Source organism: Segatella copri DSM 18205 (assembly GCF_025151535.1).
GTDB classification, from domain to species: domain Bacteria; phylum Bacteroidota; class Bacteroidia; order Bacteroidales; family Bacteroidaceae; genus Prevotella; species Prevotella copri.
The window spans coordinates 2377369-2403647 of sequence record NZ_CP102288.1; the positions used below are offsets into that span (position 1 = coordinate 2377369).

Sequence of the window (26279 nt, forward strand, 5' to 3'; positions counted from 1 at the left end):
ACCCATGCCCCCTGTTTTAAGGGGCCATAGGTAAGACCATCCGTATTCAGTATTCAGTTATTCAGTTTTATTTTAAACCCTTACATGGATAAAGGGTTTGAAAACCCGGAAGAAAGGAATTTATTATTTTGTAATGTATTTTTTATTATTATATTATATATATTTATATATATAGATACATAGATAGTATATAAACTTTACTTTTTAGGGGGTAAAAAGTAACCCCTTAAAAAAAAACTGAATAACTGAATACTGAATAAGCGGGTCACTTGCAAAAGCGTGTGGATAGCATAGCACAATAAAAGCAAGCAGGTGTACGTTTATAGAGTAAACGTTAGAAGAAAATGGAACAGTATAGACTCTTAGCGGAATGCCTATTGCCAGCCCGCATGCTTGACTGGTTTGACTTGAAGACTGTACGTGTCGAGAAGAAAGGTGACACACAGGTGATTCACCTTTATCTCGATGAGAACGAGCAGAAACCTGACGACGGAGAAGACCTGCGCCCCAATGGATTTACACGCGAAAGTGTGTTTCACGACTTTCCGATTAGAGGTCAGGAAGTACTGCTTCACGTGCGCCGTCGCAGATGGCTTGATGCAGATGGTCACAACGTGATGACCGAATGCAATCTCATTCAGGAGTCCACCCGCTGCTCAACCGAGTTGGCGGATTTTTTAAAAGAAGCGTTTGGAGACGCGCCCTATAACGGCCCGTTCGTTTGAGGATGACTATCACATAGACGGTGATGAGTATGGCAGAGCCTACAAGGACCACCTAAGCGGCTATCGTGAATGGTCTGAACTAGGCCATGCTGACGAGTGGCTCATCTTCCCAGAGAACATAAGTCCTCACGTCAGCATAGATGAGACATGCTTGTCCACGGGAGAGGTATACACAATAGCCTCGAACAAGGATGCACATGGTCGCAAGGGATGCCTTATTGCTGTAGTCAAGGGCACTAAGGCAAAGGATGTCATAAAGGCATTGATGAAGATACCAGAAGCGTTGAGAATGAGCGTGGAAGAGGTTACTCTCGACTTCTCTGAGAGTATGCACAACATAGTAGAGACATGCTTTCCGAAGGCTATGCGTACGCTCGACCGGTTCCATCATCAGCAGTTTTGTCTTGAAGCCTTGCAAGAGGTACGCAGAGAGTATAGGCGTGAGCAGATGACACTTGATGCCCATGCTAGGGAAGAGCACCGTCTGATGATGCGCCAGCTGCAGGAGAACGATGGTCCATTTGTGGATGAGGAGGGCAATGCCATAAGGCGCAATGCAAGGTACTATCCCGAAAGACTTGAGAACGGAGAGACTCGTGCAGAACTCCTTGCACGCAGTAAGGGGCTACTTATGATGTCACCCGAGAAATGGACAGGCACACAGAAGGAACGTGCAGAAATACTGTTCCGTGAGTTTCCGGACATAAAGACGGCTTTCTCGCTTACCCACTCTCTTCGAATGATATTCTCGCAGAGGTGTACTAAGGAGCAAGGTGCTGTCAGCCTGCATTCATGGTACTCGAAGGTCGGTGAGTTCGGTAACAAAGCGTTCAATGATATTGCTGCCGCCATGTACGACCGTGAGGATGAGATCCTTAACTATTTTGTCAATCGCTCTACCAATGCATCAGCAGAATCCCTCAATGCAAAGATCAAGCATTTCAGAGCACAACTCAGAGGTATTATTGACCGTAAGTTCTTTCTCTTCAGACTAATGAAAATCTATGCCTAATCCACACACTTTTACTGGTGACCCGAATAAGCTGCTATGTTTTCTTCTCTTTTACTCTATGTTTTCTCTTTAGAAAAACTATGAGTTATGGCGCGCGAAACGGCGAGTTAGATTGTTTAACAGGTTTCGGATTGAAAGCGTGCTGAAAATCGCCCCTTATCACACGCTGAAATTTGGTGGTATCGGGAAATTGCAATATCTTTGCTTCGTCGTTTGAAGAAAGGCTGCACTCTTTAAAGGTAAAAAGACCTTAGCTTATTAAAAGTCCTTGGTGCACTGGGGGCTTTTTTGCCTTCGGGGGACCAGCGATAGAATCGCTGGGGACGGGGGCGCGAAGGGGTTAAGGCTCTTTTTACTTTTTACCTTTTTACTTTTTTACCTTTTTACTTTTAATTAGTATATATCATAGCCAAACATTTTCCACCTATTTTGCTAGAATTTCCCAAAAACTTCGTATCTTTGCAATGGCTTTATACAAGATAAGCTGTTTATAAAATCATCAAACGTAGAATTATGGAAAGAAAAAGTTATTCTATAGATATAAATCGCATTGCACAATATGCCATGTATGCATATTGCATTTTCGCATTGTTTTCGCTGGCATTTTCTGTTTGCGGGCAAGCGGGCTTATCCTTCAGAACAAGCCCCATCCTGATTCCAATAAGTCCCATCCTGGTTACCATCAAGCAACTGGTCTTGCAGCTCGCCCCTATAGCTTTATGGGGAATATTCCGCTACACGCTACCGGCAGGCGTAAAATTGCTACGACGCTGCAGCGAGTTGATGGTACTTTACTATGTGCTCTCATTCATCCTGGGCCAATGCTTCAATCTTCATCTCGTAACGATGATGCAGAACGGACAGATTACCCAAATGGCTTCCATACTCACCTGGACAGAAAGCACGATGGGCCTGATTTCCGTCATCGCCTCCCTGGTAGCCGGCTGTCATCTGTGCAGCAAGCACAGGGGCAACATGCGCAAACTGGGCATAGCCCTTGTCCTGGTTTTCATTGCATGGCTGCTATGCTCGAATCTCCTCCCTGCGGCAGTGTTTTATCTGGCAGGTAACACCCAGCAGGCAGCCTTCATCAGCGTGTACATTATCAGTATGATAACCACAACATCGGCTTATATATACGCATACTACATGATGTATCGGGCGATAAAAACTATAGGATGTATCGGGCAATAAATACAAATTCTCGGATATACAGATTACAGAAAGTGTTATCAGTTTTACAGAAAGAAAATTGCAATACACTGCAAATTTTACCCAAAAACACAAGAAATTTGCAATACACTGCAAATTTCCCGAAAAAGTTTCGTATATTTGCAGCGCATTTCATTTTTAGCAATCAAGATAGAATGCAAAATGAATAGCAAAGTGAATAAATAGAACATAAAGAGAATATGATAGAGCGTAAAGAATACATGAATCTCCTGGAGAAATGGAGAGACAAGAAGGCCATCAAGGTAGTAACAGGCATACGACGCTGTGGCAAGTCATCGCTGCTGAGAATGTTTAGGGAGAAACTTCTCTCGGACGGAGTATCCGAAGAACAAGTACAGAACCTCAACTTCGAGGATCTCGACAACGAGCCGTTCCTCGACTATAAAATTTTGTACGCTCACGTAAAGCAGAACCTGTGCCCAGACAAGATGAACTATCTTTTCTTTGACGAGATACAGATGGTGGAAAATTTCCAGAAAGTGATAGACAGCCTGTTTCTGCTAGACAACGTAGACATTTACGTTACTGGCAGCAATGCCTACCTGCTCTCTGGCGAAATAGCCACCCTGCTCACCGGAAGATACATCGAAATCAAACTCTTCCCTTTCTCCTTCCGAGAATTCATGCAAACGCAGCCTGCCCATACTTCCCGAGAGCTCGCCTATCGCCAATACATCGAACTGGGTTCCTTCCCATACATTCCCCAAATCAGCCAAGACCGAGAGATGGTGCGTGAATACCTGTCAGGTCTCTACAACACCATCGTACTGAAAGATGTGGTGAGCCGCAAGAAGATAACCGATGTGATGATGTTGCAAAGTGTGGTAAGATTCCTTGCTGACAATATAGGCAACATATCCGTAATCAAGCGCATCAGCGACACCATGACCTCGCTGGGAAGAAAGACTACATCTCATACGATAGAAAACTACGTCTCTGCCCTCACCGACAGCTATATCTTCTACCCTGTGCAGAGATATGATGCCAAGGGTAAGCAGCTATTGAAGACTGGACAGAAACTTTATCTTGCCGACGTAGGTCTGCGCCAAGTCATCAATGGCACCAAAGGTGGCGACTTGGGGCACGTACTGGAGAACATCGTGTATCTGGAACTAGCACGACGAGGCGGAGAAATCTATGTAGGCAAAGCCGGTGATGCAGAAATAGACTTCGTGGTAATCATTGGTGAACACAAGGCATACTATCAGGTATCGCTCAGCGTAAGGGATGAGACCACGATGCAGAGAGAATTGGCACCCCTGAAGTCCATCTCCGACAATTTTCCAAAATATCTGCTCACCCTGGACAACGACCCCGTCCAGTTTCATGATGGAATCAAGCAAGAATATGTGCTCGACTGGCTTATGGAATGCTATGATTCGCCTAAAAAATAAGACTCACACAGAAAAACAATGATGGAAAAGAATCAGATTTTTGAAAATATTATGAGCCGTACATCGGTGAGAAGTTATACAGACATGCCACCGCTCGCCATCGTGGTTTGCGGATGCCTTGACAAGACGCTGGAAGGCACAGAGCAGGAGTTCTGGATTCAAGACTGTTCGGCAGCCACGGAGAACATTCTGCTGATGGCTCACGGCCTGGGACTCGGCGGTGTATGGACAGCCCTCTATCCCCTGAAAGAACGATACGAGGGAATGCAGCAACTGCTGCATCTGCCCAAGACGATGATTCCGCTCAACGCCCTCATCATCGGATATCCGAAGAATCAGGCGGAAGCAAAGGATAAGTGGAAAGAGGAGAATATTTCCTATAATAAATGGATGGAGAAAAATTCATAATAAAGAAAAAGTATGAATATCAAGGAGAATTATCAACAATATGTAAGCCGATACGCTTCTGAGGTGGTTGCCCTGAAGCGTAAGAATACGGGATTTATAACGGGCGAGCTGCTGGCTTTTGGCGGCATCCTCGCCTTCCTGATCTGCTATTTCGCAATGGATGGAGATACGCAGAACTATCTGATGGGGGCGGCGCTGTGCCTGATTGCCTATCTGGGAATCAGACGACTTGACGATAAGAACAAGGAGAAGATAGAGCATCTTTCGGCTTTGCTCAAGGTTTATCAGGACGAAATCAAGGCTTGGGAGGGCGATTTCTCGCCTTTCGAAACGGGCGATTGCTATCAGAATCCGCAGCATCCTTATTCCTTCGACCTCGATGTCTTCGGCAAGAGTTCGCTGTTCAACCGCATCTGCCGAACCATCACATCGGGCGGTTCTGAGGCACTCGCCAGGAATCTTACCCGGGAAACGCCTCTGAGCCTGGAAGATATCAAAAGAAGAAGAGATTTGCAGAAGGAATTGGCTGGAGAAGAATCCGCAAAAGAAGAATTGACTGGAGAAGGCGAAAACTGGCGAATGGAATTCCTGGCACTTGGCGAAAAGAACAGAAGCCAGACTGTGAATGGCAAGACGAAGAAGATTGATTCTGCTGCGGTGATGGATGCGATGCAGAAGGTTTCGAAGATGGAGGTGCCGGCATGGTTTGGGTCTCCGGTTTCGCTCGTTATCGGATGGCTGCTGATTATCGGAGTAATCGGTTCCGTGATTTTATCGATATGCGATATGGTTTCGGTGGATTTCGCCCTGTGGTGGGTGTTGGTTCAATACATGGTGGTATTCTTCGTCTGCAAGCAGACACTTGACAAGATAGACAGCAATGGAGGCAAGCTTCGCCATCAGCTCATCGCCTATGCTCAGATACTCCAGCTTATCAACAGGCGCAATTTCCATAGCGAATCAGGCAAGGAGATGCAGAATTCCCTGGCAGATGCCCTGCCTTCCTTTGCCCAACTGGAAAAGATATTGAAGGGGTATGACAGAAGAGGCAACTTCCTCGGTCTTTTCTTCACCGATGCCTTCATGCTGAGCGATTTCTTCCTGGTTCGCAGTTTTCTGAAATGGAAGAATACCTATATGGTGAAGATGGAGGAATGGATGCATATCATCAGCGAGATGGATGCGATGGTTTCGATGGCGGATTTCAGATATAATCATCCGGAGGCAGAAGAGGCGGAATTTGTTTCGGGAAGTCCGGAAGCAGATACCGAAAGCGATGTTTCAGAAAATGCAGGAATCGGAAGTCCGGAAATCGTGTTTGAGGGAAAGAATCTCTATCATCCTTTTCTGGGTGCCAAGGCGGTGAAGAACGATTTCACCATCAAGGACGACAACTATTATATCATCACCGGAGCCAACATGGCGGGAAAGAGTACCTTCCTGCGTTCGCTGGGCGTGAACTATATCCTGGCAATGGCGGGTATGCCGGTGTTTGCGGATCAGCTGAAGATTTCCCGTTTCAGATTGTTCTCGAGCATGAGAACCACCGATGATTTGACACATGGCATCTCTTACTTTAATGCTGAGCTGATAAGACTGGAGGAGCTGCTGAAGTTCTGCAGGGAAAGTGCTGAGGGAAAGTGCTGCAAGGAAAGTGGAGAAGACAATAAGGAGCCACTCCGAACGCTGATTATTCTGGATGAGATTCTGAAGGGAACGAATTCATTGGATAAGCTGAATGGTTCGAGAAAGTTCCTCGAAGCCATTGCCAAGCAGCCGGTGAGCGGTATCATCGCTACCCACGATCTGGAGCTCTCCAAGATGGAGAATGATGCATCAGGAAAATTCCACAACTATTGTTTCGAGATAGATTTAGGCACAGATGTTACCTATACTTATAAGATACAGAAGGGTGTGGCGAGAAACCAGAATGCCACCTTCTTACTGAATAAGATTCTGGAGAAATATTAGAATAAAAAGAGAAACTCCCGATAATTTGATCAGTTTCAAATTATCGGGAGTTTTCCTTTTAAAGAATACATTATAGCTCCACGCTATCCAGGCGGAATTTGAGCAAGCCGGCTGGTACCTTTACCATTACCTCTTCACCTGCCTTCTTACCCAGAAGGGCCTTGGCGATAGGCGACTTGATGGAAATCTTGCCACTATGCAAATCAGCCTCGTGAGGATTTACTATGGTATAATTCATGCTGCACTTGTTGGCGAGATTGGTAATCTTAATCTTGCTCAACAAGCCAACGGTATCACTCTTCAGGCGAGACTTGTCGATGACACGGGCATTCTCCAAGACCTTCTGTTTGAAGCTGATGCGGCTCAACAGCTTGCCCTGCTCACGCTTGGCTGCATGATACTCGAAATTCTCACTGAGGTCGCCCTTATCGCGGGCCTCAGCTATCGCATCGCGAACGGCTGGCAACTCTACGTTAACCATGTGTTGAAGTTCGGCCACGAGCTCATCGTAACCTTCCTGAGACATATATTCCATTTTCTCTGATAATCTTAATGAATGATGTTTTTAATTTTCGGGGTGCAAAGTTACTAGTAATTCATGAAAACACCAAACATTTTTGATAAAAAGTAAATAAAAAAAGAGAAGATGTGCAGCCATGACAGACAACACATCTTCTCCTTGAATATATCATTATCCCCAAACTTCCTCGGAAATCTCTCTAACCAGATCTATCTTTGCCCACTGCTCAGCATCGGTCAGTTTATTACCAATCTCGCAAGAGGCGAAACCGCATTGAGGACTGAGGCTGAGCCGATCGAGGGGGATATATCTGGCTGCTTCTCGGATGCGGGCGATGACCGTAGCCTTATCTTCCAGCACCGGAGATTTGGAGGTTACCAGACCCAGCACCACCTTCTTGCCATCTGCCACATACTTCAACGGCTCGAAACCACCCGAACGCTCATCGTCATACTCCAGATAGAAGGTATCTACATCTTCATGAGCAAAGAGATAAGGAGCTACGGCATCGTAGGCACCCTTGGTGGCATAGCAGGAATGATAAAGGTAAGAAGAAGAATTTTATTCGCCAAATATTCTCCGTAATTCAGAAAAATATACTATCTTTGCAGCGAATTAAGCTAATCAGCAGAATATTATTCTGTAAGAATCAGTAAAAACAGAAATAAAGAAACAATGACAACAGAAGAAAAACTTGATGAAACAGACATCAGAATACTGAAGTTACTGCAGCAGAACTCCCGACTCACCGTAAAGGAACTTGCTGCAAGAGTCAACCTCTCCCCTTCTCCCACCTTCGAGCGGCAGAAGCGGCTGGAACGCGAGGGATACATCCAGCGATATGGAGCCATCGTAGACCATCACAAGTTGGGGCACAACGTAATCGTGCTCTGCAATATACGGCTCAAGCAGCATACCCATGACCTGATTCAGCAATTCATGGATACCGTGCAAACCATCGACCAGATAACGGAGTGCTACAACACCACCGGTGATTACGATTTCCAGATCAAGGTATATGCCCGCGACATGAAAGCCTATCAGGACTTTATGCTCAACACCCTGGGAAACATCGACTGCATAGGAAGTCTGCACAGCATCATCGTGATTGGAGAAATCAAGGATTCGCATTATATACCCGTAGCAAAATAAGGAGAAACGTGATGAAAGCAAAAAATATATTGATGATATGCCTGTTTATTTCTGGACTTTTCTGCCTCCCATCCAAGGCACAGCAGCCTGGAGAAAACGTCAGTCCTCAAACCATCAGAAAACTGGGCGAGAAGCATTTCTTCTCCATCTCCACTATTCCTGATGATATCTTCCGCCTGATGCAGGGGAAGACGTATAAGAAGAACTGTACCGTGGCAAGAAGCGAACTGAGATACATAAGATGCCTGCACGTAGACAAAGACGGCAGAAACATCGTGGGAGAAATGGTGGTGAACAGGGCGATAGCCACAGATGTGCTCGACATTCTGAAAAAGCTCTACGAGGCAAAATATCCGATAGAACGGATGAGACTCATTGACTACTGGGATGCCGACGACGAAAGGGCGATGAGAGCCAACAACTCCTCCAGCTTCAACTTCCGCTTCATCTCACATACCCATACGGTATCGAAGCACGGAAGGGGACTGGCCGTAGACATCAACACCCTCTACAATCCTTACCACAAACGACTGAAAAACGGCAAGGAAGTGGTGGAACCTGCCACCGCCCGCCCCTATCTGGACCGCAGCAAGAACCACGCTTACATGATTAAGAAAGGCGACCTCTGCTACCGGCTCTTCAAGGCAAAAGGATTCCGATGGGGAGGTGACTGGAAACACAGCAAAGATTACCAGCACTTCGAAAAATAGAAATGCAGGAAAGAACAGCCGGCAAGGAAAGGACATAAAAAAAGACTATGCCTATGTTACATCATTTCTTTAGTAACTATGGCATAGTCTTTTATTATCCAAACGATCTTTTTTATATGTAAAACAAATTTAACAATTCTGCTACAGCCTTATTATAATACATTGTAACTAGCTGTACCAGACAGAATTATATTCTCTACGTTCATCGTCCTCATTATAGAGGTTCTCATATTCAAGGTTCATAGCCTCGAATGATTCCTGTGTCTGTTTCATGATAACTCCTCCTCTATTTATTAAGTTCAACTTTTAATATGGCAAAATTACTAAAAAAACAGATTTCTGATGTCAATATTTCAGAAAACTTTTGTATTTTTGCACCATCTCTGCACATCAGGGGCAAAAAGTGCAAAAAAACAGCTCTGTTCAAGAGCCATGCAAGATAAAAAACAAGAAACAAGATGAAGATATTAGATACTTTACGACTCGACAGAATGAAGTGGCGCCACTGGGTACTGCTGCTGTTGCTCATCCTCGTCACCCTTACCAAGATGATTCCTCTCTGGGGAGTTATCTACACCTACCGTGTTTATCCCGTTATCGGCAGCCTTCTTTCGCCCATCTCGGGCATCTTTCCTTTTGCCGTGGGCGATATTTTCATAGCTCTCAGCATCGCCTGGGTCATCCTCTATCCTATCTACGAGATGGGATTACGGAAGAAACTCGCCCGTCGGTTTATCTTTCTTGCTGCCAAGAGCGGCGGCTATCCGAAGAAAAAGGCGGTTTTCGGAAGGGTAATTGAATATCTGCTGTGGGTATATGTTTGGTTTTATGCAGCTTGGGGACTGAACTATTCGCAGCCTGTTATCTATTATAGAGTTGGCATGAAGCCTGCTGAGGTTTCGGAAGTGAAGTTCCGGAAATTTGCCTACCAGTATGCCGACAGCCTCAACCTTTTGAGTGAAGAACGGAGAGGGAAGAGTGAAAAATTCAATTGTATTGTGGATGATAAACTGAAGAATCGGGTGCGGGATGCGGTTCTGAAGGAATATAACAAGATAGGCTATCGGGAGGGCATCAATCCGCCTTTCAACCAGCATCCGCATGCCAAGACGATGGTGTTTACGCCCATCAGTTCGATGTCGGGTGTAACCGGCAGCATGGGACCATTCTTCTGCGAATTTACGCTGAACGGCGATATTCTTGCACACGATTATCCTGCTACCTATGCCCATGAGTTTGCTCATTTTCTGGGCATTGCCAACGAAGGAGAGGCAAATTTCTACAGTTATCTCGTCTGTACGGCATCACAGGATAAGGCGGTGAAATTCAGCGGATATTACCACATTCTGCCCCATGTATTATATAATGTATTCGACATCCTCGGCGAAAAGGAAGGTGAAAAATATCTGAAATATATCCGTCCTGAGATAATCAGGCTGCTGAAAAGCGACCGCCAATACTGGCAAGGCAAAAGATGCAAGGCACTGGATGCTGCCCAGGATTTCTTCTTCGAGCTCTATCTGAGAGGCAACCATGTAGAAGGCGGCAGAAAGAGCTATGCCGGCGTCATCGGTCTGATTCTGGCTTGGGAAGAAAAAAAAAGGCTAGTATACCCTCGCACGCCAGCCTTTTTAAAAGTTTTCGCATATTTTTTTCGATGCCCGCTTAATTTTTCCTTCTCTTTTCTCTTTTAATATCATAGAGAAGAGAAAAAAGGAGCTATTCCTCCGCTTTCTCAAAGAAAAAGTATATATTTGCAAACGGATTTAGAATATCGAATCGATATGAAGAAAGAAAAGAATTTTTCAGAAACTGATTTTCAGAAGAAGAAGGCATTGGAAAGCTTATCGGACGATGAGATTCTGCAGGGCTTCAAAGATGCAGATGCCAGAATCGTAAGGGAGTATTACTACGGATACTGCCGGGTGGCTTATTGCATCTACGATAAGCGATATGACCTGCAGCACAAGCCAGGCATGGACTTCTTCTCGCTGGCTCACGAATATTATCTCTATCTCTGCGAACACGACTTCAAGCCTCTGGAAGACCGGAAGCCGAGCATGTCGCTCAAAACCTGGATGGTGAATGGTTTCCGGTTCCTGCTGCTGGATAAACTGAAGGAGGTGGTAAAGGAGCATCGCTTCGAGAGTTTCGAAGCAAGGCAGGAAAGCCGCAAGATGCAGTTTGACGTGACCGACAACCAGTTTGAACACGATCTTTACCAGACGATAGAGGACATCGGCAATTTCTATTATGGCAGAGACAGCAAGAACAGCATCATTCTGAAGATGCTCTATATAGAGGGATTCCGGGGCAAGGACGTAGCCGCTCAGTTGGGCATATCCCATTCTGCCGTCACCCAGCGTTGCCAGAAGATGATGCACGATGTGGTGATTCCTTATTTCAAGAGATACTTCGATGCATCGGAATACGGAAGCTATCTGTCGTTCGCGGAGGAAGACACATGTATCGAAAGTGCTCCGAAGATGTCGATGCCGAGAATGATGTCCGAGTGCATGTGCTGCAAGGAAGCGGCAGATAAAGGCAATAACATATTTAATAATAAGAAGAATATGGAAGATATGAAGAAGGGAAGAATCACTCCTAGCTGGATTGATTCATTAAAGGAGAACGAGATTTTTGTGTTTGGCAGCAATCTGGCTGGCATGCATGGTGGTGGAGCTGCCCGTATAGCCCGCCTGCATTTCGGTGCCGTCATGGGCAAGGGTGTTGGTTTGCAAGGTCAGAGTTACGCCATCCCAACGATGCAGGGCGGCGTAGAAACCATCCGTCCATACGTGGATGATTTCATCGCCTATGCCAAGCATCATCAAGAGCTTCATTTCCTGGTAACCCCAATAGGTTGCGGCATCGCCGGTTTCGAAGCCGAAGACATCGCCCCATTGTTTGAGAGCGCAAAGGAAATCAAGAACATCAGCCTTCCGGAGAGTTTCTGGGAGGTGATAGAGTAAAGAATTGGAATAATACATAATTTAAACATTATAAGATATGAAGACAAATAATAAAGATAAGTATTTTGATATACCAAAGAATTATCAGAATTTTGTATTGGTACAAAAGACGAATGCAAAACCTGAAGATTATGGTTACACAGAGGAGGCTGTATTGAGTGTTTTGGATCTGGTCAAGAATGATCCAAACAATTATGACCTTGAAGATGACGACCTACAAAACGACTTGGGTTGTTTCTTCAACGATGGAGTATGCGTTGAAAGAAATGTAGAGTTTGCTAAATATTGGTTTGCCAAATCTGCAGATCAAGGCAATGACTTAGCTCGTAGCAACTTGGCAGACATCTATCGTAAAGGTACAGATGGAACAGAAGTTGACCTAAAGAAAGCATTTGAATTGTATAAGGCCTGTGGTTTGCCATACGCCCACTTTCGTTGTGGAGAGTTTTACGAAAAAGGTTGGGGAGTAGATAAAAATATAGAAGAAGCTAAACGCTACTATTCATTAGCCTACTCAGAAGGACATCCTTTGGCTAAAAAGAAACTAAAAGATTGGAATTTTTTAGAGGATTAAAGATGAAAAATCAAACTATTCCACAAGAATACGAGCCATCCCCAAGCGAAGTTGAAAAATACATTCGCTTGTGGGATAGCTTAGACAATTATGTAAATCAAGAGAAAGCTCTTGACAAATTGTTTTTCAGCTTATGCCAAAAGAATGATACCATAGAAGATGTTCTGCTAAAATGCTCTACACTAAATGACTTCTATAGTACCAACATATTTGATATTCATGCTGTTGCCAAGCATATACTATCAATTGCTGATGTTGACAAGAGACTGAAAAATGGAGATTTAACATTAGTGGATGAAATTGCCCACGTCGAAGTTGGAAAAGAAAAGAAGCAGCATTTTTTCTACTCATTTGCATCAAAATATTGCAGCCACCATCAACCATTAATGTATGCTATTTACGATAACTATGTAGAGAAAGTGTTACTGTATTTCAAAAGACGCGACAAGTTCTATAATTTCAACAATTCCGACTTACGAAACTACCCAGTTTTCATCAATATCATACATAAGTTCCAAGAGCGCTATGGGTTAACAGCATACAATCTAAAAGAGATAGATAAATACCTATGGCAATTAGGTAAATCTTATTACAAAAAATATAATTAAGTAACTATGTTAGGAGCAATGATAGGAGATATTGCTGGCTCAAAATATGAGTTCAACAATACGTTTGATTATGATTTCGAGATGTTCGGCGAAGGATGCGACTTCACCGATGATACCATCTGTACGGTAGCGATAGCTGATGCAATACTGAACGGGCGAAGCTATCAGGAAAGCCTGCTGGATTGGTGCCGCCGCTATCCTTCTCCAAAAGGAGCGTATGGCGGAAGATTTGCGGGGTGGATTCGTTCTCTTGATCCACAGCCATATAATAGTTTTGGCAATGGTTCGGCAATGCGAGTATCACCGGTAGCTTGGCTATTCGATGACCTGTCGCAGGTTTTGGAAGAGGCAGAGAAAACGGCTCTTCCTACTCATAACCATCCCGAAGGAATCAAGGGAGCCAAAGCCGTGGCTCATGCCATCTGGCATTTCCGCAAGAGCAGATTCTCAGAAGAATCTAATGAGTGTAAAGATAAGAATTCTAAAGAATCTGATGATAAGGCAATGAAAGCCTTCAAGGATATCGCCCGCAGCTATTACGAGGATTTCGATACGCGAGATTATCCGAAAGGCAAATTCGATGAAACCTGCATGGATGCCGTGCCATTATCCTTCTATCTCCTCTCGCAAGCCTCATCCTTCGAAGATGCTATCCGCTTAGCCATATCTCATGGCGGCGATAGCGATACCATCGGAGCCATCGTTGGCAGTATCGCCGAAGCACGATTCGGTATTCCACAAGATATGAAAGAGAAGGCAATCTCTTATCTTCCGGATGATATGAGAGAAATATCGGCTAGAATAAAGTGTAGCAACTAGGCTCAGCAAAGCTGCTGACTGCAGTCAGCAGACCTGCCGACTAGGCTCGGCAGACCTGCTGAGCCTAGTGGCAACTTCTGAGAAGGTATCTTCTGGAACCCAAGGAGTAATGTCTTTCAACTCACGAAGACGCTTGCATCAACCTATAGAGTTGACTCCTTTATCCCATCGAGCCGACTCCGTCATCCAGTAGAACCAACTCATTCTGCTAAATCAACCCTATCTACAACCTTCTCCAGACAGTTAATCATTATGATACTGCTTATCAGAAATCGTGGTCACAATAGCACTCAGCTTCTGCATTTTCTCCTCATTTATTTCCTGCACATAAAAGTTTTTTGTGAGAAAAGTATCAAAGTATCATTATTTAGAGAAAACAACATTCTAAACATCTGATACATTGCGACATACAAAAATGAGACTTTCGAAATATTTTACAGAAAAGTATCATCGAAGTATCATAAAATTGCAAGAAGTATCATAAATTTCGGCTTTGAGGTAAATTAAAAGGCTAAAAAGAAATATCTACTATTCCAGTTTTATAAAATTAATAGCGTCTACTTTTTCAGAATGTAAAGAATGTCAACACAAACTAGGAATAAGAGGAAAGATTGACAAGTTGGATTAGGAATAAAAGCACATAAAGTGGTCTGTAAGAGACCATTAAGCGGTCTGTAAGAGACCATCAAGTGGGCACTTAGGGACCAAGTGTCGGGCATTGAGAGAACAAGTAACGGGCACTCATTGCCCATATAGTAGGCATCGAGTGCCCAAAGTATCGGACGATTTTTGGGCACTTCTCGCAAGTCGGCGGCTTCGATATTATTCATGATGCTTTATGACGATTTTGTGATGGTTTTATGATGGTTTGGTGATACTTCTATGGCAATTTCATGATACTTCTATCACATTCATGATACTTCGATGATACTTTTTGTAAAGTAATCCGAAAAGTATCATTCTTGTATATTATTATATATCAGTTATTTATACCATTACTTAACCCAAAAGATGATACTTTGAGACTTTTTTTCATAAAAAACTTTTCTCGTGTGCGTATAAACTCGACGCTAAATCTAAAAAGAATCTGATACAATACCTTATAGATACTCCCAAAATCACGTCCCGACGTAGACTTTACTACATGGCGACGTAATCTTTCCTACGTCCCGACGCAGAGATTCCTACATCGCCATGTAATTTCAAGGACAACGGGAAATGAAAGATGTATTAAAACAATTTGCTGGAAAATACGAAATAAAGCCCAAATAATTTGGTGTTATCAAAGAAAAACCGTAATTTTGTAGCAATTAAAACAAGTAAATATGACAAACCATGATTTTTGGATGTCCATCAGCGACATAATCAATGAAGGATTTACATCTGAAGGTCTAGCAAAATTAGATGATTATGCAGAACAATTCAGTACTGGAAAGATCTTATATAAACGATTTTCACCGTCAGAGCAGCTTGGCTGCGTTAAAGGGGGAACAATACATGTTATTGCATCCTTACTCGCGGGAGCAGAAGTTGGCACAGATCAACTCACTGCGCCAGAACACAGTTTCAAAAGAGAACAGCAACTTGGAAAGGTCCAAGAAAAACGCATAGAAAGCTGGGCTAAAAAGACAGGATGCTGGGTAGATGACACTAGCGTATACAACCAAACCTTGGGCGATAAATTAGCGCAAGGCGGTGAAGCTATTGTATATGATAACGGTAATTCTGTACTAAAAGTAATCGGCCTTGACTATTTCATACAGCCAATTTTTGCTTTGGACAGAATTTCGTTACACAATGCTTACTTTGAACAAACCAAGATGTTTGTATTGGGATTCGGTAGAAACTCTATGGGCGACTTTATGATTATTGTTACCCAAACTTTCTTTCAAGGTAGCCAAATGACCGAAGAAGACATTGAAGAGTATACGGAACGTATTGGATTTAAACTGGTGAATCCCAGAAATTGGACATACTCCACACCAGGTATATACCTAAGCGATATGCACAACGAGAATGTTTTTCGTGGCCATGACGGAGTGGTTTATGTCATAGATTGCGACATCCGAATAAACACACCAGAACTAAAGGCTGGTGGCACACGAACTTTAACAACAGAAGTTGAATTTATAAAAGAATAAAGACATTGCAAGAATAGCTATATAGGCTATGATTAAAGAATTCAAGAAAAGAGGATTGATATAAAACAAAAAAAAGCAGCATGTGAAATCATGCTGCCTTTTTAAATTCTTATATAATTTAGTTTACTCGCTTGCAAGTAATTCTCTGCTTATACTGAGGTCCTTCCTCTAAAGTAACTTCCAATACTACTGTATCATTTTTGAAGGAAACAACAGTATAAGTTATATCTATATCACCTCTATTGTCATACAGAATGATTTTATTGCCAGATACCTCATATTTATAAGTAGAACTAGATGAATGCCAATCACCACCATAATACCAATACCACTTGTAAGTTCCATCACCCTTGAAAAGGATTCTCTCACTATCCCCTTCAGGAACATCCTGATCAACCTTAATAAGATTTTCATCCTCTGTATCATCATATCCCCAGCCAGAAATGTGAGTTGTCTGCCACATTCCTATACAATTAGTCTTGATATCATCTTGTGATGGAGCATCGTCATCATCAGATGAACAAGCGGTGAAAGACACCATTGAAAACAAGGCGAAAAGAATCGCCATTAAAGAAAAATGTAACTTTTTCATAAGTTGTGCCCGTTATGCCGATAGCTAAGCTTTTAATGTTATTAAATTAGTGAATCCGATAGATTATAATTGCGAAGCCATCGTTCTCTACATCACCTACGGATACAAAACACGTGGACGAAACTTGTCCACATTGCAGCCGTAGGAAAAGCTGAGGAAAACGACAAGTAACGCCCACGCTATAGCGGACGCTTACTATCTGCCGGTATTCCTGCTTTTTATTGAAGTTTCCTACGTTCCAATGTGCATGACCGAATAGCAAACGCTAATTTAACCATCAAAAAAATAGAAGTCAAACTCTTGCGAGAAATCATTCTGATTGCAAAAGTACAAAAACTTTCTGAATAATCAGCATTTACCATTCACTTTTTTCGTCAACTTCTTCTTTTTTATCATTATTTCTCCTCAAAATAACTACCTGCTTCCATCTTGCAATCCATCGCACGGCACTTGTTGTAGCGCTCTCGGGCTCTGTTTTCTCTAGCAAACATCGCCTTGGTGCCAGCCTCATCTTCTGAGAACTGCAGATGATTGTCGATGCCCATACCATGAGCAATGTTCTCCACATCAAGATCGTCGGTACCGATGAAGGTAAAGGTCCAGTTCTGCTTCTTCAGCTTCTCTATGAGGTTCTTTATCATCTTCAAATCATACTCCTCGCTGCAGTTCTCCTCACCATCCGTAATGATGGTTACCAATACGCTGTCATCCTCGGTAGTCAAGGCATTGATTTTGGCTATGCCCATGCCGATGGCATCGTAAAGAGGGGTACCGCCACATGGGGTGTAATCCCTTGATTTCAAAGGTTTAATATGATGAGCAGACACATTATCATAGAACAGATTCTTGTGGGTGCTGTCGAAGGTGATGAGCGTAACCCGCTGCTCCATGTCCTTATGCGTCTTCTGCATTTTCTGAATCGTGGTCAGGGTCTCGTTGATACCCACCAGTGCCTGGTGCTCGATAATACTCATGCTTCCACTCTCATCTACTACCAAAAGATTGAATACTCGTTTCATAACTTGTTTCTCCTATTTATTTTAAATTGTTCAACATAATTTTATAAGCAAGAAGAACTATTCCCTGCTTCTATTTATCCCTTAAAAGAAAGAATAGAGGGAAAAATTAAGAAAAGGATTATCTTTTTTCCAAAAATATTTTTGTCAGTAGAAATAAAACCCGTACTTTTGCACCAAATTATTATACATATATTATATAAGGAGATGAAAGAAATATTGATAGTAAGCATCGGCAGCTTCTTCGGGGGCGGCATGAGATATTGGGTATCGAAGATGGTGCAATCCTGCACGGTGATTGCCTTTCCTTTCGGAACGATGGCGGTGAATGTGGCGGGATGCCTCATCATCGGGTTCCTCTCGGGATTGAACTGGCGGGAAGAGGGATGGATGTCGCCATCTGTCAAACTGCTGCTTACCACGGGATTCTGCGGAGGATTCACTACCTTCTCTACCTTTATGAACGAGGGAGCAGGACTGATGAAAGAAGAGAATTACCTCTATATGATGCTCTATCTCTTCGGAAGTCTGGCGCTGGGACTTATCGCCGTTCTCGCCGGACATTATCTGGCGAAAATGATTGCATGAGAAGAAGTAGGAGAATAGAAGAAAAAGGCTCAGATTGCCGAAGAATATACTGAAGATAGTATTCCATCAAATGAAGAAATGATGAAAATACTATCTTTTTTATTATTTTATATTTCCAAAATGCCTTAATTACGAAATTTATTCGTAAATTTGCAGAAATAATCTGCATTCGACAATTTGAAAGCAAGCTTTCATCATGTTCGTTTGCTTAATTTTTGCACCAATGAATACATTAGATACAAACAACATAAAATGGAGCGAGAATGTAATTATCGCTGATGCCGACTATATCGACCGAGTGGCTTTCGACCTGATAGTCAACTTCGAACGAATGATTAACCGTCGCATCCAACCAGCCGATATGGCACAATGGGCAGTCTGCATTGCCCTTGACGGAGGTCTGAGAGAGGGCGAGCACGAGACTCAGGTTGTGCTTATCCACGACAAGCAGTCGATGGCGATGAAGAACTTCCGCCCTGCCAACTATGAGAAGGATCTGAACGCTCAGGCTTTCAAGGATGATAAGCTCGGAGAATTCATCATCTCTTCATATCCTACAGAGGAGAAGATGGTAGGCAAGGATGACTTCCTCGTAGATGTGGCACGCACCGTATGCAACGCCAAGGAGGTGAAGCGAGTGATGGTAATCCCAAATTCTGAGGATGGAGATGCTTACGACCGTCTCCGCGAGATACTCCGTAAGGTAGATGACGATGACAAGCGCATCACCCTCTTTGCCATGCAGCCCATGCCAGGCGGCAACTTCAGACAGGAGATTCTCGGTTATTCGCTCATGAATGCCCTGGGGATTTCGGCAGATGAAATAAAATAAACTTTAAAATAATAAACATAAAAAAAATAAGATTATAAATGAGTAGAGTACTTATGATTGGCGCAGGTGGCGTGGCTACCGTGGCTGCCTTCAAGATCGTCCAGAACCAGGACGTTTTCACCGAGTTTATGATTGCTAGCCGTCGCAAGGAAAAATGCGATAAGCTGGTTAAGGATATCCATGCCAAGGGCTACAAGATGGATATTCAGACAGCTGAGGTGGATGCCGACGACGTTGAGCAGTTGAAGGCTCTCTTCAATAGCTACAAGCCTGAGCTTGTCATCAACCTAGCTTTGCCTTACCAGGATCTCACTATCATGGATGCCTGTCTGGCTTGCGGTTGCAACTACATGGATACCGCTAACTATGAGCCTAAGGACGAGGCTCACTTCGAGTACTCATGGCAGTGGGCATACAAGGATAAGTTCGAACAGGCTGGTCTCTGCGCTATCCTCGGCTGCGGTTTCGACCCAGGTGTATCAGGCATCTTCACCGCTTATGCAGCCAAGCATCACTTCGATGAGATTGAGGTGCTCGACATCGTGGATTGCAACGCCGGTAACCATCACAAGGCTTTCGCAACCAACTTCAACCCAGAAATCAATATCCGCGAGATTACCCAGAAGGGACTCTGGTATAAGGATGGCGAATGGATTGAAACCGACCCACTCTCTATCCACAAGCCTCTCACCTACCCTAACATCGGCCCTCGCGAGAGCTATCTGATGCACCACGAGGAGTTGGAGAGCCTGGTGAAGAACTACCCTACCATCAAGGAGGCACGCTTCTGGATGACCTTCGGTCAGCAGTATCTCACCTACCTCGACTGCATCCAGAACCTCGGCATGAGCCGCATCGACGAAATCGAATACGAGGCTCCTTTGGCAGACGGTTCAGGCAAGACAGCCAAGGTGAAGATTGTTCCTCTGCAGTTCCTCAAGGCTGTATTGCCTAACCCACAGGATCTCGGTGAGAACTATGATGGCGAAACATCTATCGGTTGCCGCATCCGCGGTAAGAAGGATGGCAAGGAGCGCACCTACTACGTTTATAACAACTGCAAGCACCAGGAGGCTTACAACGAAACCGGTATGCAGGGCGTAAGCTACACCACCGGTGTGCCAGCCATGATTGGTGCCATGATGTTCCTCAAGGGCATCTGGAAGAAACCAGGCGTATGGAACGTAGAGGAGTTCGACCCAGATCCATTCATGGAGCAGCTCAACAAGCAGGGATTGCCATGGCACGAGGTGTTTGATGGCGATTTGGAAATTGACTAAACTTTAAACTAAATAAGATATGGCAAAAGAAATGCAAGAGGGAAAATTGAATCCCAATGAAGGCAAGCTGAAAGCTCTTCAGGCAGCCATGGCTAAGATAGAAAAGGACTTCGGTAAGGGCTCTATCATGAAACTCGGCGATGAGCACGTTGAGAACATCGAAGTTATCCCTACAGGCAGTATCGCTCTCGACAATGCACTGGGCGTAGGCGGTTATCCTAAGGGACGTATCATCGAGATTTACGGTCCGGAATCTTCCGGTAAAACAACATTGGCTATCCACGCCATCGCAGAGGCGCAGAAGGCTGGCGGTATCGCTGCTTTCATTGATGCAGAGCACGCTTTCGACCGTTTCTATGCGGCTAAATTGGGCGTTGATGTTGATAACTTGTGGATTTCACAACCAGATAATGGTGAGCAGGCGTTGCAGATTGCAGACCAGCTGATCAGTTCTGCTGCTGTAGACATCGTAGTTGTTGACTCTGTTGCCGCCTTGACTCCTAAAAAGGAAATCGAAGGCGATATGGGTGACAATGTGGTAGGTCTTCAGGCTCGATTGATGAGTCAGGCTCTCCGCAAGCTCACTTCTACCATCAGCAAGACCAACACTACCTGCATCTTCATCAACCAGTTGCGCGAGAAGATTGGTGTAATGTTCGGTAACCCAGAGACAACCACCGGTGGTAATGCTCTGAAGTTCTATGCATCAGTGCGTTTGGATATCCGCAAGGCTACAGCCATCAAGGACGGCGATGAGGTAATAGGTAATCTGGTTCGCGTAAAGGTGGTAAAGAACAAGGTGGCTCCTCCTTTCCGCAAGGCAGAGTTCGACATCATGTTTGGCGAAGGCATCAGCCGTGCCGGCGAGGTATTCGGTCTGGCTGTAGCCAACGATATCATCGAAAAGAGCGGCAGCTGGTATAGCTATGGCGGTTCTAAACTCGGACAGGGTGCCGATGCCTGCAAGGCTTTGCTCAAGGATAACCCTGAACTTCTCGATGAACTGGAAGCTAAGGTTCGCGAAGCACTTGCTGCTAAGGAACAGAAATAAAGTCAGATAAGGTTTCACACCTTATTATATAGGAGCTTTATCTGAAAAGAAAGATTTCTCAATCATATTACAGGAATCAAGATAGGGAGAATGCGACATTTTATCGCCTCCCATATCTTGATTCCTTTTATTTTGTCAGCATAATCTGACACCTTGTCAGCCACTTTAAATTTTGCAATCCCTTGGCACATGCTTTGTTATGACGGAAAGCGTGAACGCTGAATAGAGAGGTTCCCGACAGATGCATATCTTCGGCAGACTTCCATTAGCCAGCAAGTTCATGAGATAAATAACATATTAATAACGATAAAAATAAAAAAAGATATAATTATGGGAAAAGTAATTGGAATTGACTTGGGTACCACAAACAGTTGTGTTGCCGTTTTCGAAGGTAGCGAACCAGTTGTAATCGCTAACAGTGAAGGTAAGCGTACTACTCCATCAGTAGTAGGTTTCGTTAAGGATGGTGACCGCAAGGTAGGTGATCCTGCTAAGCGTCAGGCCATCACAAACCCTAAGAACACAGTATATTCTATCAAGCGTTTCATGGGTGAGACATACGCTCAGAGCCAGAAAGAGGCTGAGGCAATGCCTTACTCAGTAGTAAACGAGGGTGGTTATCCACGTGTTGAAATCGAGGGTCGCAAATATACTCCACAGGAGATTTCTGCAATGGTTCTCCAGAAAATGAAGAAGACTGCAGAGGATTATCTCGGACAGGAGGTTACAGATGCTGTTATCACAGTTCCTGCTTACTTCTCTGACTCACAGCGTCAGGCTACAAAGGAGGCTGGTCAGATTGCAGGTTTGAACGTTCAGCGTATCGTAAATGAGCCTACAGCCGCAGCTTTGGCTTACGGTGTTGACAAGGCCAACAAGGATATGAAGATTGCCGTATTCGACTTGGGTGGTGGTACATTCGATATCTCTATCCTGGAGTTCGGTGGCGGCGTATTCGAGGTACTTTCTACCAATGGTGATACTCACCTGGGTGGTGATGACTTCGACCAGGTAATCATCAACTGGTTGGCTGATGGCTTCAAGGCAGAGGAAGGCGTGGATCTCCGCAAGGACCCTATGGCTATGCAGCGTTTGAAGGAGGCAGCTGAGAAGGCTAAGATTGAGTTGTCAAGCTCTACATCTACCGAAATCAACTTGCCATACATCACAGCCGTTGACGGTATGCCAAAGCACTTGGTTAAGACTTTGACCCGTGCACAGTTCGAGCAGTTGGCTCACAACCTGATTCAGGCTTGCTTGGTACCTTGCCAGAATGCCGTTCGTGACGCTAAGCTCTCTACATCAGATATCGACGAGGTTATCCTGGTTGGTGGTTCAAGCCGTATCCCAGCCGTTCAGACACTCGTTAAGAACTACTTCGGCAAGGAGCCTTCTAAGGGTGTTAACCCAGATGAAGTTGTTGCAGTAGGTGCAGCTATCCAGGGTGCCATCCTGAACAAGGAAGAGGGTGTTGGTGACATCGTATTGCTCGACGTTACTCCATTGACTCTCGGTATCGAGACTATGGGTGGTGTGATGACTAAGCTCATTGATGCCAATACAACTATCCCTTGCAAGAAGAGCGAGGTATTCTCTACAGCAGCTGATAACCAGACAGAGGTTACCATCCACGTATTGCAGGGTGAGCGCCCAATGGCAGCTCAGAACAAGAGTATAGGTCAGTTCAACCTGACAGGTATCGCTCCAGCTCGCCGTGGTGTTCCTCAGATTGAGGTTACCTTCGATATCGATGCCAACGGTATCTTGAACGTATCAGCTAAGGATAAGGCTACCGGTAAGGAGCAGAGCATCCGCATCGAGGCTTCATCTGGCTTGAGCGAGGACGAGATCAACCGCATGAAGGCTGAGGCAGAGCAGAACGCTGCTGCTGATAAGGCTGAGCGCGAGAAGATTGACAAGATGAACCAGGCTGACAGCATGATCTTCACCACCGAGAACTTCCTGAAGGATAACGGTGATAAGATTCCAGCTGACAAGAAGCCAGGTATCGAGCAGGCTTTGCAGCAGTTGAAGGATGCTCACAAGGCAGGTGATGTTGCAGCTATCGATTCAGCTATGAACAACTTGAATACCGTCATGCAGGCTGCTTCTCAGCAGATGTATCAGGGCGGCCAGCAGGCAGGTCCTCAGGGTGCTCAGGGCGGTCAGCAGGCAGGTCCTCAGGGTGCTCAGGGCGGTCAGCAGGCACAGAGCGGCAATGATGGCGCTCAGGATGTACAAGACGCTGACTTCGAAGAAGTTAAGTAATACAGACTAATATTATAATAAAGGCGTACAATGCTCAGAAATGAGTTTTGTACGCCTTTTTTGTTTCATTATGATTTTTTATATCCCAATAGTTTGCTAATTCGCTGAGAATTATGTATATTTGCAAATTAAGGGAGATAGAACATCGCCCGAAAGAGATAGACAGTTTAGGGTAAATATAAAAGAAAGGAGAACGAGATATGGCAAAGAAGAGACCACAGGTAGCGCTGGTTTATGATTTCGACGGCACACTGTCGCCTGGCAATATGCAGGAGTTTGGATTCATACAGGCTACAGGCAAGACAAAAGACGAGTTCTGGGAGAAAAACAGAAAGTTTGCAGAGGGTAAGGATGCCAATGGCATTTTGACCTATATGTATCTGATGCTCGACGAAGCCAAGAAGAACAATATCTCGCTCACCCGGGAATCTTTTCAGAAATTCGGCAAGGATGTAGAACTGTTCCGCGGCGTAAAACAATGGTTTTCGCTCGTGAATGAATATGGCAACAGCATCGGACTGGACGTAAAGCACTACATCAACTCCTCGGGACTGAAGGAGATGATAGAGGGCACACCTATCGCTCACGAATTTGAGAACATCTACGCCTGCTCCTTTCTCTACAACAAGGATGGTATCGCCTATTGGCCAGCCGTAGCCGTAGACTATACTACCAAGACGCAATTCCTCTTCAAAATCAACAAGGGTATCAAACAGGTGAGCGACAACAGAAGAGTGAACCAGTATATCCCCGACGAAAAGCGCCCTATCCCTTTCCCCCGAATGATATATTTCGGAGATGGAGAAACCGATGTGCCTTGCATGAAGATGGTAAAGGAACATGGCGGCCACTCGATTGCTGTATATGATAACGAGGATAAACAGAAGACTGCCTGCCAGCTTGTCAAGGAGGGACGGGTAAACTTCATGTGCTCTGCCAACTACAGCAAAGGAAGCGTGATGAATATCATCGTAAAGAGAATATTGGATAAAATCAAAGCCGACTTTGAATTCGACCGTCTGATAGAACTGAACCAGAAGAAGGCATGGAAGTGATTTAAGGGTAAAAAAGTAAAAAGGTAAAAGGGTAAAAAGGGCAAGAAAGTAAAGGGAGAAAGGGATTCTTTTGTGAATTCCTTGAAACTTTTCTTGGTTTTATCGAGGATTATGCTTAATTTTGCACGCAAAAATAATAATATCAAATCATATTAATGGGAAGAAACAAATACTCAGCAGGAGAAATCAAGGAAATCGGCAAGTTGCTGCGACTCAAGAACGCAGGCAACCGTTTACAACAGAAAATGATACGCCACGACCTTCGCGTGGATTATGAATTCAATATCTCTGACTTCAATGAGCCTGGCAAGGCTTTCGGAGAAGAGGAGTTGCAGGCAGCCATCAAGCGTGGCGCCATTCAGATTCTCGACGATGCCACCATCGAAGCAATGAAGGCAAAACGTGCCCGAGATAAGGCTCGCGACGAGGCAGAGAGACAGAAGGAAGCCGTAGCCAGAGGTGAACAGACCGACTGGCAGGAGGCTATGAAGGAGTGGAATGAGTATTATAAATAATGTTGAATGTTAAATGTTAAATGGCCCAATGAGCTATGATATCAAAAAGCAAGATATAACTTAACATTCAACACTTAACATTTTATTAAATTATTATGGCTAAAGTATTGATAAAGACATCAGAGGGCGACATCAAGGTGCGCCTCTACGACGAGACACCTCAGCATCGTGACAACTTCTTGAAGTTGGCAAAGGAGGGATATTTCGATGGCACTCTCTTCCATCGTGTCATCAAGGATTTTATGATTCAAGGCGGCGATCCAGACAGCAAAGGCGCTCCTAAAGGCAAGATGCTGGGCACAGGTGGTCCTGACTATACCATCCCTGCCGAGTTCGTTTATCCACAACTTTTCCACAAGCGTGGTGCCTTGAGCGCAGCCCGTTTGGGAGATGAGGTAAACCCGGAGCGAGAGAGCAGCGGTAGCCAGTTCTATATTGTATGGGGAAAGACCTACAAGCAGAATGAACTGAAGCAGATGGAAAAGCAGATGGGCATGCAGATGGAGCAGAACATCTTCAACCAGCTTGCCAAGGAGCATCATGATGAAATTATGAACTTCCGCCGCAACCGCGACCGTGAAGGCCTGATGAAACTCCAGGATGAACTGGTGGATGAAACCAAGAAGCGCTGCAAGGAGCAGGGCTATCCTAAGTTTACTGAAGAGCAGCAGAAGGCTTACACTGAAGTAGGCGGAACACCTTTCCTCGATAACCAATACACCGTTTTCGGTGAAGTGGAGGAAGGAATTGACATCGTAGAAAAGATTCAGAACTGCGAAACATTGCGTGGCGATCGCCCAAAAGAGGATGTTTCTATGCAGATTTCAGTCATCGAGGAATAAG

26 protein-coding genes are annotated in these 26279 nt (G+C 44.5%); 23 read left to right on the top strand and 3 right to left on the bottom strand.

The annotated features are described in order from the left end of the window. Nucleotides 1–344: 344 nt before the first annotated feature. The 6 genes from NQ544_RS10100 to NQ544_RS10125 all read left to right on the top strand — a co-directional run bounded on the left by NQ544_RS10100 (nt 345) and on the right by NQ544_RS10125 (nt 6743). Entirely contained in the window at nt 345–725 is a 381-nt protein-coding gene (locus tag NQ544_RS10100) for an ISAon1 family transposase N-terminal region protein (protein ID WP_006847878.1), read from the top strand. Next, nucleotides 691–1737, top strand: coding sequence for an ISAon1 family transposase (locus NQ544_RS10105; RefSeq protein ID WP_228023671.1), 1047 nt, complete (start codon nt 691–693; stop codon nt 1735–1737). The genes NQ544_RS10100 and NQ544_RS10105 overlap by 35 nt, the downstream gene beginning before the upstream one ends. Before the next feature lie 513 nt (nt 1738–2250). After that, nucleotides 2251–2931, top strand: coding sequence for a hypothetical protein (locus NQ544_RS10110; RefSeq protein ID WP_006848449.1), 681 nt, complete (start codon nt 2251–2253; stop codon nt 2929–2931). Nucleotides 2932–3149: 218 nt separating this feature from the next. Next, nucleotides 3150–4364, top strand: a complete 1215-nt coding sequence (locus tag NQ544_RS10115) for an ATP-binding protein (protein WP_006848450.1) — start codon at nt 3150–3152, stop codon at nt 4362–4364. Nucleotides 4365–4382: 18 nt separating this feature from the next. After that, nucleotides 4383–4772, top strand: coding sequence for a nitroreductase family protein (locus tag NQ544_RS10120; protein WP_006848451.1), 390 nt, complete (start codon nt 4383–4385; stop codon nt 4770–4772). 12 nt (nt 4773–4784) lie between these two features. Beyond that, nucleotides 4785–6743 (top strand): MutS-related protein, encoded by a 1959-nt coding sequence (locus NQ544_RS10125; protein WP_006848452.1) that lies wholly within the window; start codon nt 4785–4787, stop codon nt 6741–6743. A 70-nt stretch (nt 6744–6813) separates the two neighbouring features. On the opposite strand, the gene greA is transcribed toward NQ544_RS10125, so the two are convergent. Beyond that, complete coding sequence (greA, locus tag NQ544_RS10130) at nt 6814–7278, bottom strand: transcription elongation factor GreA (RefSeq protein ID WP_006848453.1); 465 nt, start codon at nt 7276–7278, stop codon at nt 6814–6816. A gap of 144 nt (nt 7279–7422) precedes the next feature. On the opposite strand from greA, the gene NQ544_RS14030 reads away from it, so the two are divergent. The 9 genes from NQ544_RS14030 to NQ544_RS10175 all read left to right on the top strand — a co-directional run bounded on the left by NQ544_RS14030 (nt 7423) and on the right by NQ544_RS10175 (nt 16239). Then, the gene (locus NQ544_RS14030) at nt 7423–7848 is read left to right on the top strand and encodes a hypothetical protein (protein WP_422784786.1); all 426 of its coding nucleotides are present in this window, start codon (nt 7423–7425) and stop codon (nt 7846–7848) included. Between the two features lie 90 nt (nt 7849–7938). After that, nucleotides 7939–8415, top strand: coding sequence for an Lrp/AsnC family transcriptional regulator (locus NQ544_RS10140; RefSeq protein WP_006848455.1), 477 nt, complete (start codon nt 7939–7941; stop codon nt 8413–8415). 11 nt (nt 8416–8426) lie between these two features. After that, the gene (locus NQ544_RS10145; RefSeq protein WP_006848456.1) at nt 8427–9125 is read left to right on the top strand and encodes a M15 family metallopeptidase; all 699 of its coding nucleotides are present in this window, start codon (nt 8427–8429) and stop codon (nt 9123–9125) included. 458 nt (nt 9126–9583) lie between these two features. After that, nucleotides 9584–10819, top strand: coding sequence for a DUF3810 domain-containing protein (locus NQ544_RS10150; RefSeq protein ID WP_006848458.1), 1236 nt, complete (start codon nt 9584–9586; stop codon nt 10817–10819). Between the two features lie 90 nt (nt 10820–10909). Continuing rightward, entirely contained in the window at nt 10910–12097 is a 1188-nt protein-coding gene (locus tag NQ544_RS13975) for an A1S_2505 family phage non-structural protein (RefSeq protein WP_006848459.1), read from the top strand. Between the two features lie 37 nt (nt 12098–12134). Continuing rightward, nucleotides 12135–12671, top strand: a complete 537-nt coding sequence (locus NQ544_RS10160) for a tetratricopeptide repeat protein (protein WP_006848460.1) — start codon at nt 12135–12137, stop codon at nt 12669–12671. Then, nucleotides 12650–13279 carry an HI_0787 family protein gene (locus NQ544_RS10165; protein WP_228023670.1) on the top strand — a complete coding sequence of 210 codons (630 nt, stop codon included), beginning with the start codon at nt 12650–12652 and terminating at the stop codon, nt 13277–13279. Before NQ544_RS10160 ends, NQ544_RS10165 begins: the two co-directional genes overlap by 22 nt. A gap of 6 nt (nt 13280–13285) precedes the next feature. Then, nucleotides 13286–14098 (top strand): ADP-ribosylglycohydrolase family protein, encoded by an 813-nt coding sequence (locus NQ544_RS10170; protein WP_006848462.1) that lies wholly within the window; start codon nt 13286–13288, stop codon nt 14096–14098. A gap of 1325 nt (nt 14099–15423) precedes the next feature. Beyond that, entirely contained in the window at nt 15424–16239 is an 816-nt protein-coding gene (locus tag NQ544_RS10175; protein WP_006848464.1) for a putative polyvalent protein kinase domain-containing protein, read from the top strand. Nucleotides 16240–16357: 118 nt separating this feature from the next. Here the strand turns inward: NQ544_RS10175 and NQ544_RS10180 are convergent, their stop codons facing one another. Further along, the gene (locus NQ544_RS10180) at nt 16358–16831 is read right to left on the bottom strand and encodes a lipocalin-like domain-containing protein (protein WP_006848465.1); all 474 of its coding nucleotides are present in this window, start codon (nt 16829–16831) and stop codon (nt 16358–16360) included. Between the two features lie 395 nt (nt 16832–17226). Continuing rightward, nucleotides 17227–17850, bottom strand: coding sequence for a vWA domain-containing protein (locus NQ544_RS10185; protein ID WP_006848467.1), 624 nt, complete (start codon nt 17848–17850; stop codon nt 17227–17229). 204 nt (nt 17851–18054) lie between these two features. Between NQ544_RS10185 and crcB the strand changes: the two genes are divergently transcribed. From crcB to NQ544_RS10225, 8 genes are all read left to right on the top strand, one after another. After that, a complete protein-coding gene (crcB, locus tag NQ544_RS10190) occupies nt 18055–18435 on the top strand; it encodes a fluoride efflux transporter CrcB (protein ID WP_006848468.1) in 381 nt (126 codons plus the stop codon). Nucleotides 18436–18658: 223 nt separating this feature from the next. Further along, the gene (locus NQ544_RS10195) at nt 18659–19267 is read left to right on the top strand and encodes a DUF6621 family protein (protein WP_022120293.1); all 609 of its coding nucleotides are present in this window, start codon (nt 18659–18661) and stop codon (nt 19265–19267) included. A gap of 38 nt (nt 19268–19305) precedes the next feature. Then, the gene (locus NQ544_RS10200; RefSeq protein WP_006848470.1) at nt 19306–20547 is read left to right on the top strand and encodes a saccharopine dehydrogenase family protein; all 1242 of its coding nucleotides are present in this window, start codon (nt 19306–19308) and stop codon (nt 20545–20547) included. A 19-nt stretch (nt 20548–20566) separates the two neighbouring features. Next, nucleotides 20567–21598 carry a recombinase RecA gene (recA, locus tag NQ544_RS10205; RefSeq protein ID WP_006848471.1) on the top strand — a complete coding sequence of 344 codons (1032 nt, stop codon included), beginning with the start codon at nt 20567–20569 and terminating at the stop codon, nt 21596–21598. Between the two features lie 330 nt (nt 21599–21928). Further along, nucleotides 21929–23866 (top strand): molecular chaperone DnaK, encoded by a 1938-nt coding sequence (dnaK, locus tag NQ544_RS10210; RefSeq protein ID WP_006848473.1) that lies wholly within the window; start codon nt 21929–21931, stop codon nt 23864–23866. Between the two features lie 200 nt (nt 23867–24066). After that, a complete protein-coding gene (locus NQ544_RS10215; RefSeq protein WP_006848474.1) occupies nt 24067–24921 on the top strand; it encodes an HAD family hydrolase in 855 nt (284 codons plus the stop codon). Nucleotides 24922–25076: 155 nt separating this feature from the next. After that, nucleotides 25077–25436 (top strand): hypothetical protein, encoded by a 360-nt coding sequence (locus tag NQ544_RS10220; RefSeq protein ID WP_006848475.1) that lies wholly within the window; start codon nt 25077–25079, stop codon nt 25434–25436. A 95-nt stretch (nt 25437–25531) separates the two neighbouring features. Beyond that, nucleotides 25532–26278: a peptidylprolyl isomerase gene (locus NQ544_RS10225; protein WP_006848476.1), complete on the top strand. Its 747-nt coding sequence runs from the start codon at nt 25532–25534 to the stop codon at nt 26276–26278. Nucleotide 26279 lies beyond the last annotated feature (1 nt).

What these genes read in the sequence shown, in the direction of transcription:
- NQ544_RS10125 (WP_006848452.1), top strand. Translation starts at nt 4,785, where the DNA reads ATGAATATCAAGGAGAATTATCAACAATATGTAAGCCGATACGCTTCT.
- NQ544_RS10170 (WP_006848462.1), top strand. Translation starts at nt 13,286, where the DNA reads ATGTTAGGAGCAATGATAGGAGATATTGCTGGCTCAAAATATGAGTTC.
- NQ544_RS10220 (WP_006848475.1), top strand. Translation starts at nt 25,077, where the DNA reads ATGGGAAGAAACAAATACTCAGCAGGAGAAATCAAGGAAATCGGCAAG.
- NQ544_RS10195 (WP_022120293.1), top strand. Translation starts at nt 18,659, where the DNA reads ATGAATACATTAGATACAAACAACATAAAATGGAGCGAGAATGTAATT.
- NQ544_RS10180 (WP_006848465.1), bottom strand. Translation starts at nt 16,831, where the DNA reads ATGAAAAAGTTACATTTTTCTTTAATGGCGATTCTTTTCGCCTTGTTT.
- dnaK (WP_006848473.1), top strand. Translation starts at nt 21,929, where the DNA reads ATGGGAAAAGTAATTGGAATTGACTTGGGTACCACAAACAGTTGTGTT.
- NQ544_RS13975 (WP_006848459.1), top strand. Translation starts at nt 10,910, where the DNA reads ATGAAGAAAGAAAAGAATTTTTCAGAAACTGATTTTCAGAAGAAGAAG.
- NQ544_RS10215 (WP_006848474.1), top strand. Translation starts at nt 24,067, where the DNA reads ATGGCAAAGAAGAGACCACAGGTAGCGCTGGTTTATGATTTCGACGGC.
- NQ544_RS10115 (WP_006848450.1), top strand. Translation starts at nt 3,150, where the DNA reads ATGATAGAGCGTAAAGAATACATGAATCTCCTGGAGAAATGGAGAGAC.
- NQ544_RS10110 (WP_006848449.1), top strand. Translation starts at nt 2,251, where the DNA reads ATGGAAAGAAAAAGTTATTCTATAGATATAAATCGCATTGCACAATAT.
- NQ544_RS10120 (WP_006848451.1), top strand. Translation starts at nt 4,383, where the DNA reads ATGATGGAAAAGAATCAGATTTTTGAAAATATTATGAGCCGTACATCG.
- recA (WP_006848471.1), top strand. Translation starts at nt 20,567, where the DNA reads ATGGCAAAAGAAATGCAAGAGGGAAAATTGAATCCCAATGAAGGCAAG.
- NQ544_RS10200 (WP_006848470.1), top strand. Translation starts at nt 19,306, where the DNA reads ATGAGTAGAGTACTTATGATTGGCGCAGGTGGCGTGGCTACCGTGGCT.
- crcB (WP_006848468.1), top strand. Translation starts at nt 18,055, where the DNA reads ATGAAAGAAATATTGATAGTAAGCATCGGCAGCTTCTTCGGGGGCGGC.
- NQ544_RS10145 (WP_006848456.1), top strand. Translation starts at nt 8,427, where the DNA reads ATGAAAGCAAAAAATATATTGATGATATGCCTGTTTATTTCTGGACTT.
- NQ544_RS10185 (WP_006848467.1), bottom strand. Translation starts at nt 17,850, where the DNA reads ATGAAACGAGTATTCAATCTTTTGGTAGTAGATGAGAGTGGAAGCATG.
- NQ544_RS10140 (WP_006848455.1), top strand. Translation starts at nt 7,939, where the DNA reads ATGACAACAGAAGAAAAACTTGATGAAACAGACATCAGAATACTGAAG.
- greA (WP_006848453.1), bottom strand. Translation starts at nt 7,278, where the DNA reads ATGGAATATATGTCTCAGGAAGGTTACGATGAGCTCGTGGCCGAACTT.
- NQ544_RS10160 (WP_006848460.1), top strand. Translation starts at nt 12,135, where the DNA reads ATGAAGACAAATAATAAAGATAAGTATTTTGATATACCAAAGAATTAT.
- NQ544_RS10150 (WP_006848458.1), top strand. Translation starts at nt 9,584, where the DNA reads ATGAAGATATTAGATACTTTACGACTCGACAGAATGAAGTGGCGCCAC.
- NQ544_RS10175 (WP_006848464.1), top strand. Translation starts at nt 15,424, where the DNA reads ATGACAAACCATGATTTTTGGATGTCCATCAGCGACATAATCAATGAA.
- NQ544_RS10225 (WP_006848476.1), top strand. Translation starts at nt 25,532, where the DNA reads ATGGCTAAAGTATTGATAAAGACATCAGAGGGCGACATCAAGGTGCGC.
- NQ544_RS10100 (WP_006847878.1), top strand. Translation starts at nt 345, where the DNA reads ATGGAACAGTATAGACTCTTAGCGGAATGCCTATTGCCAGCCCGCATG.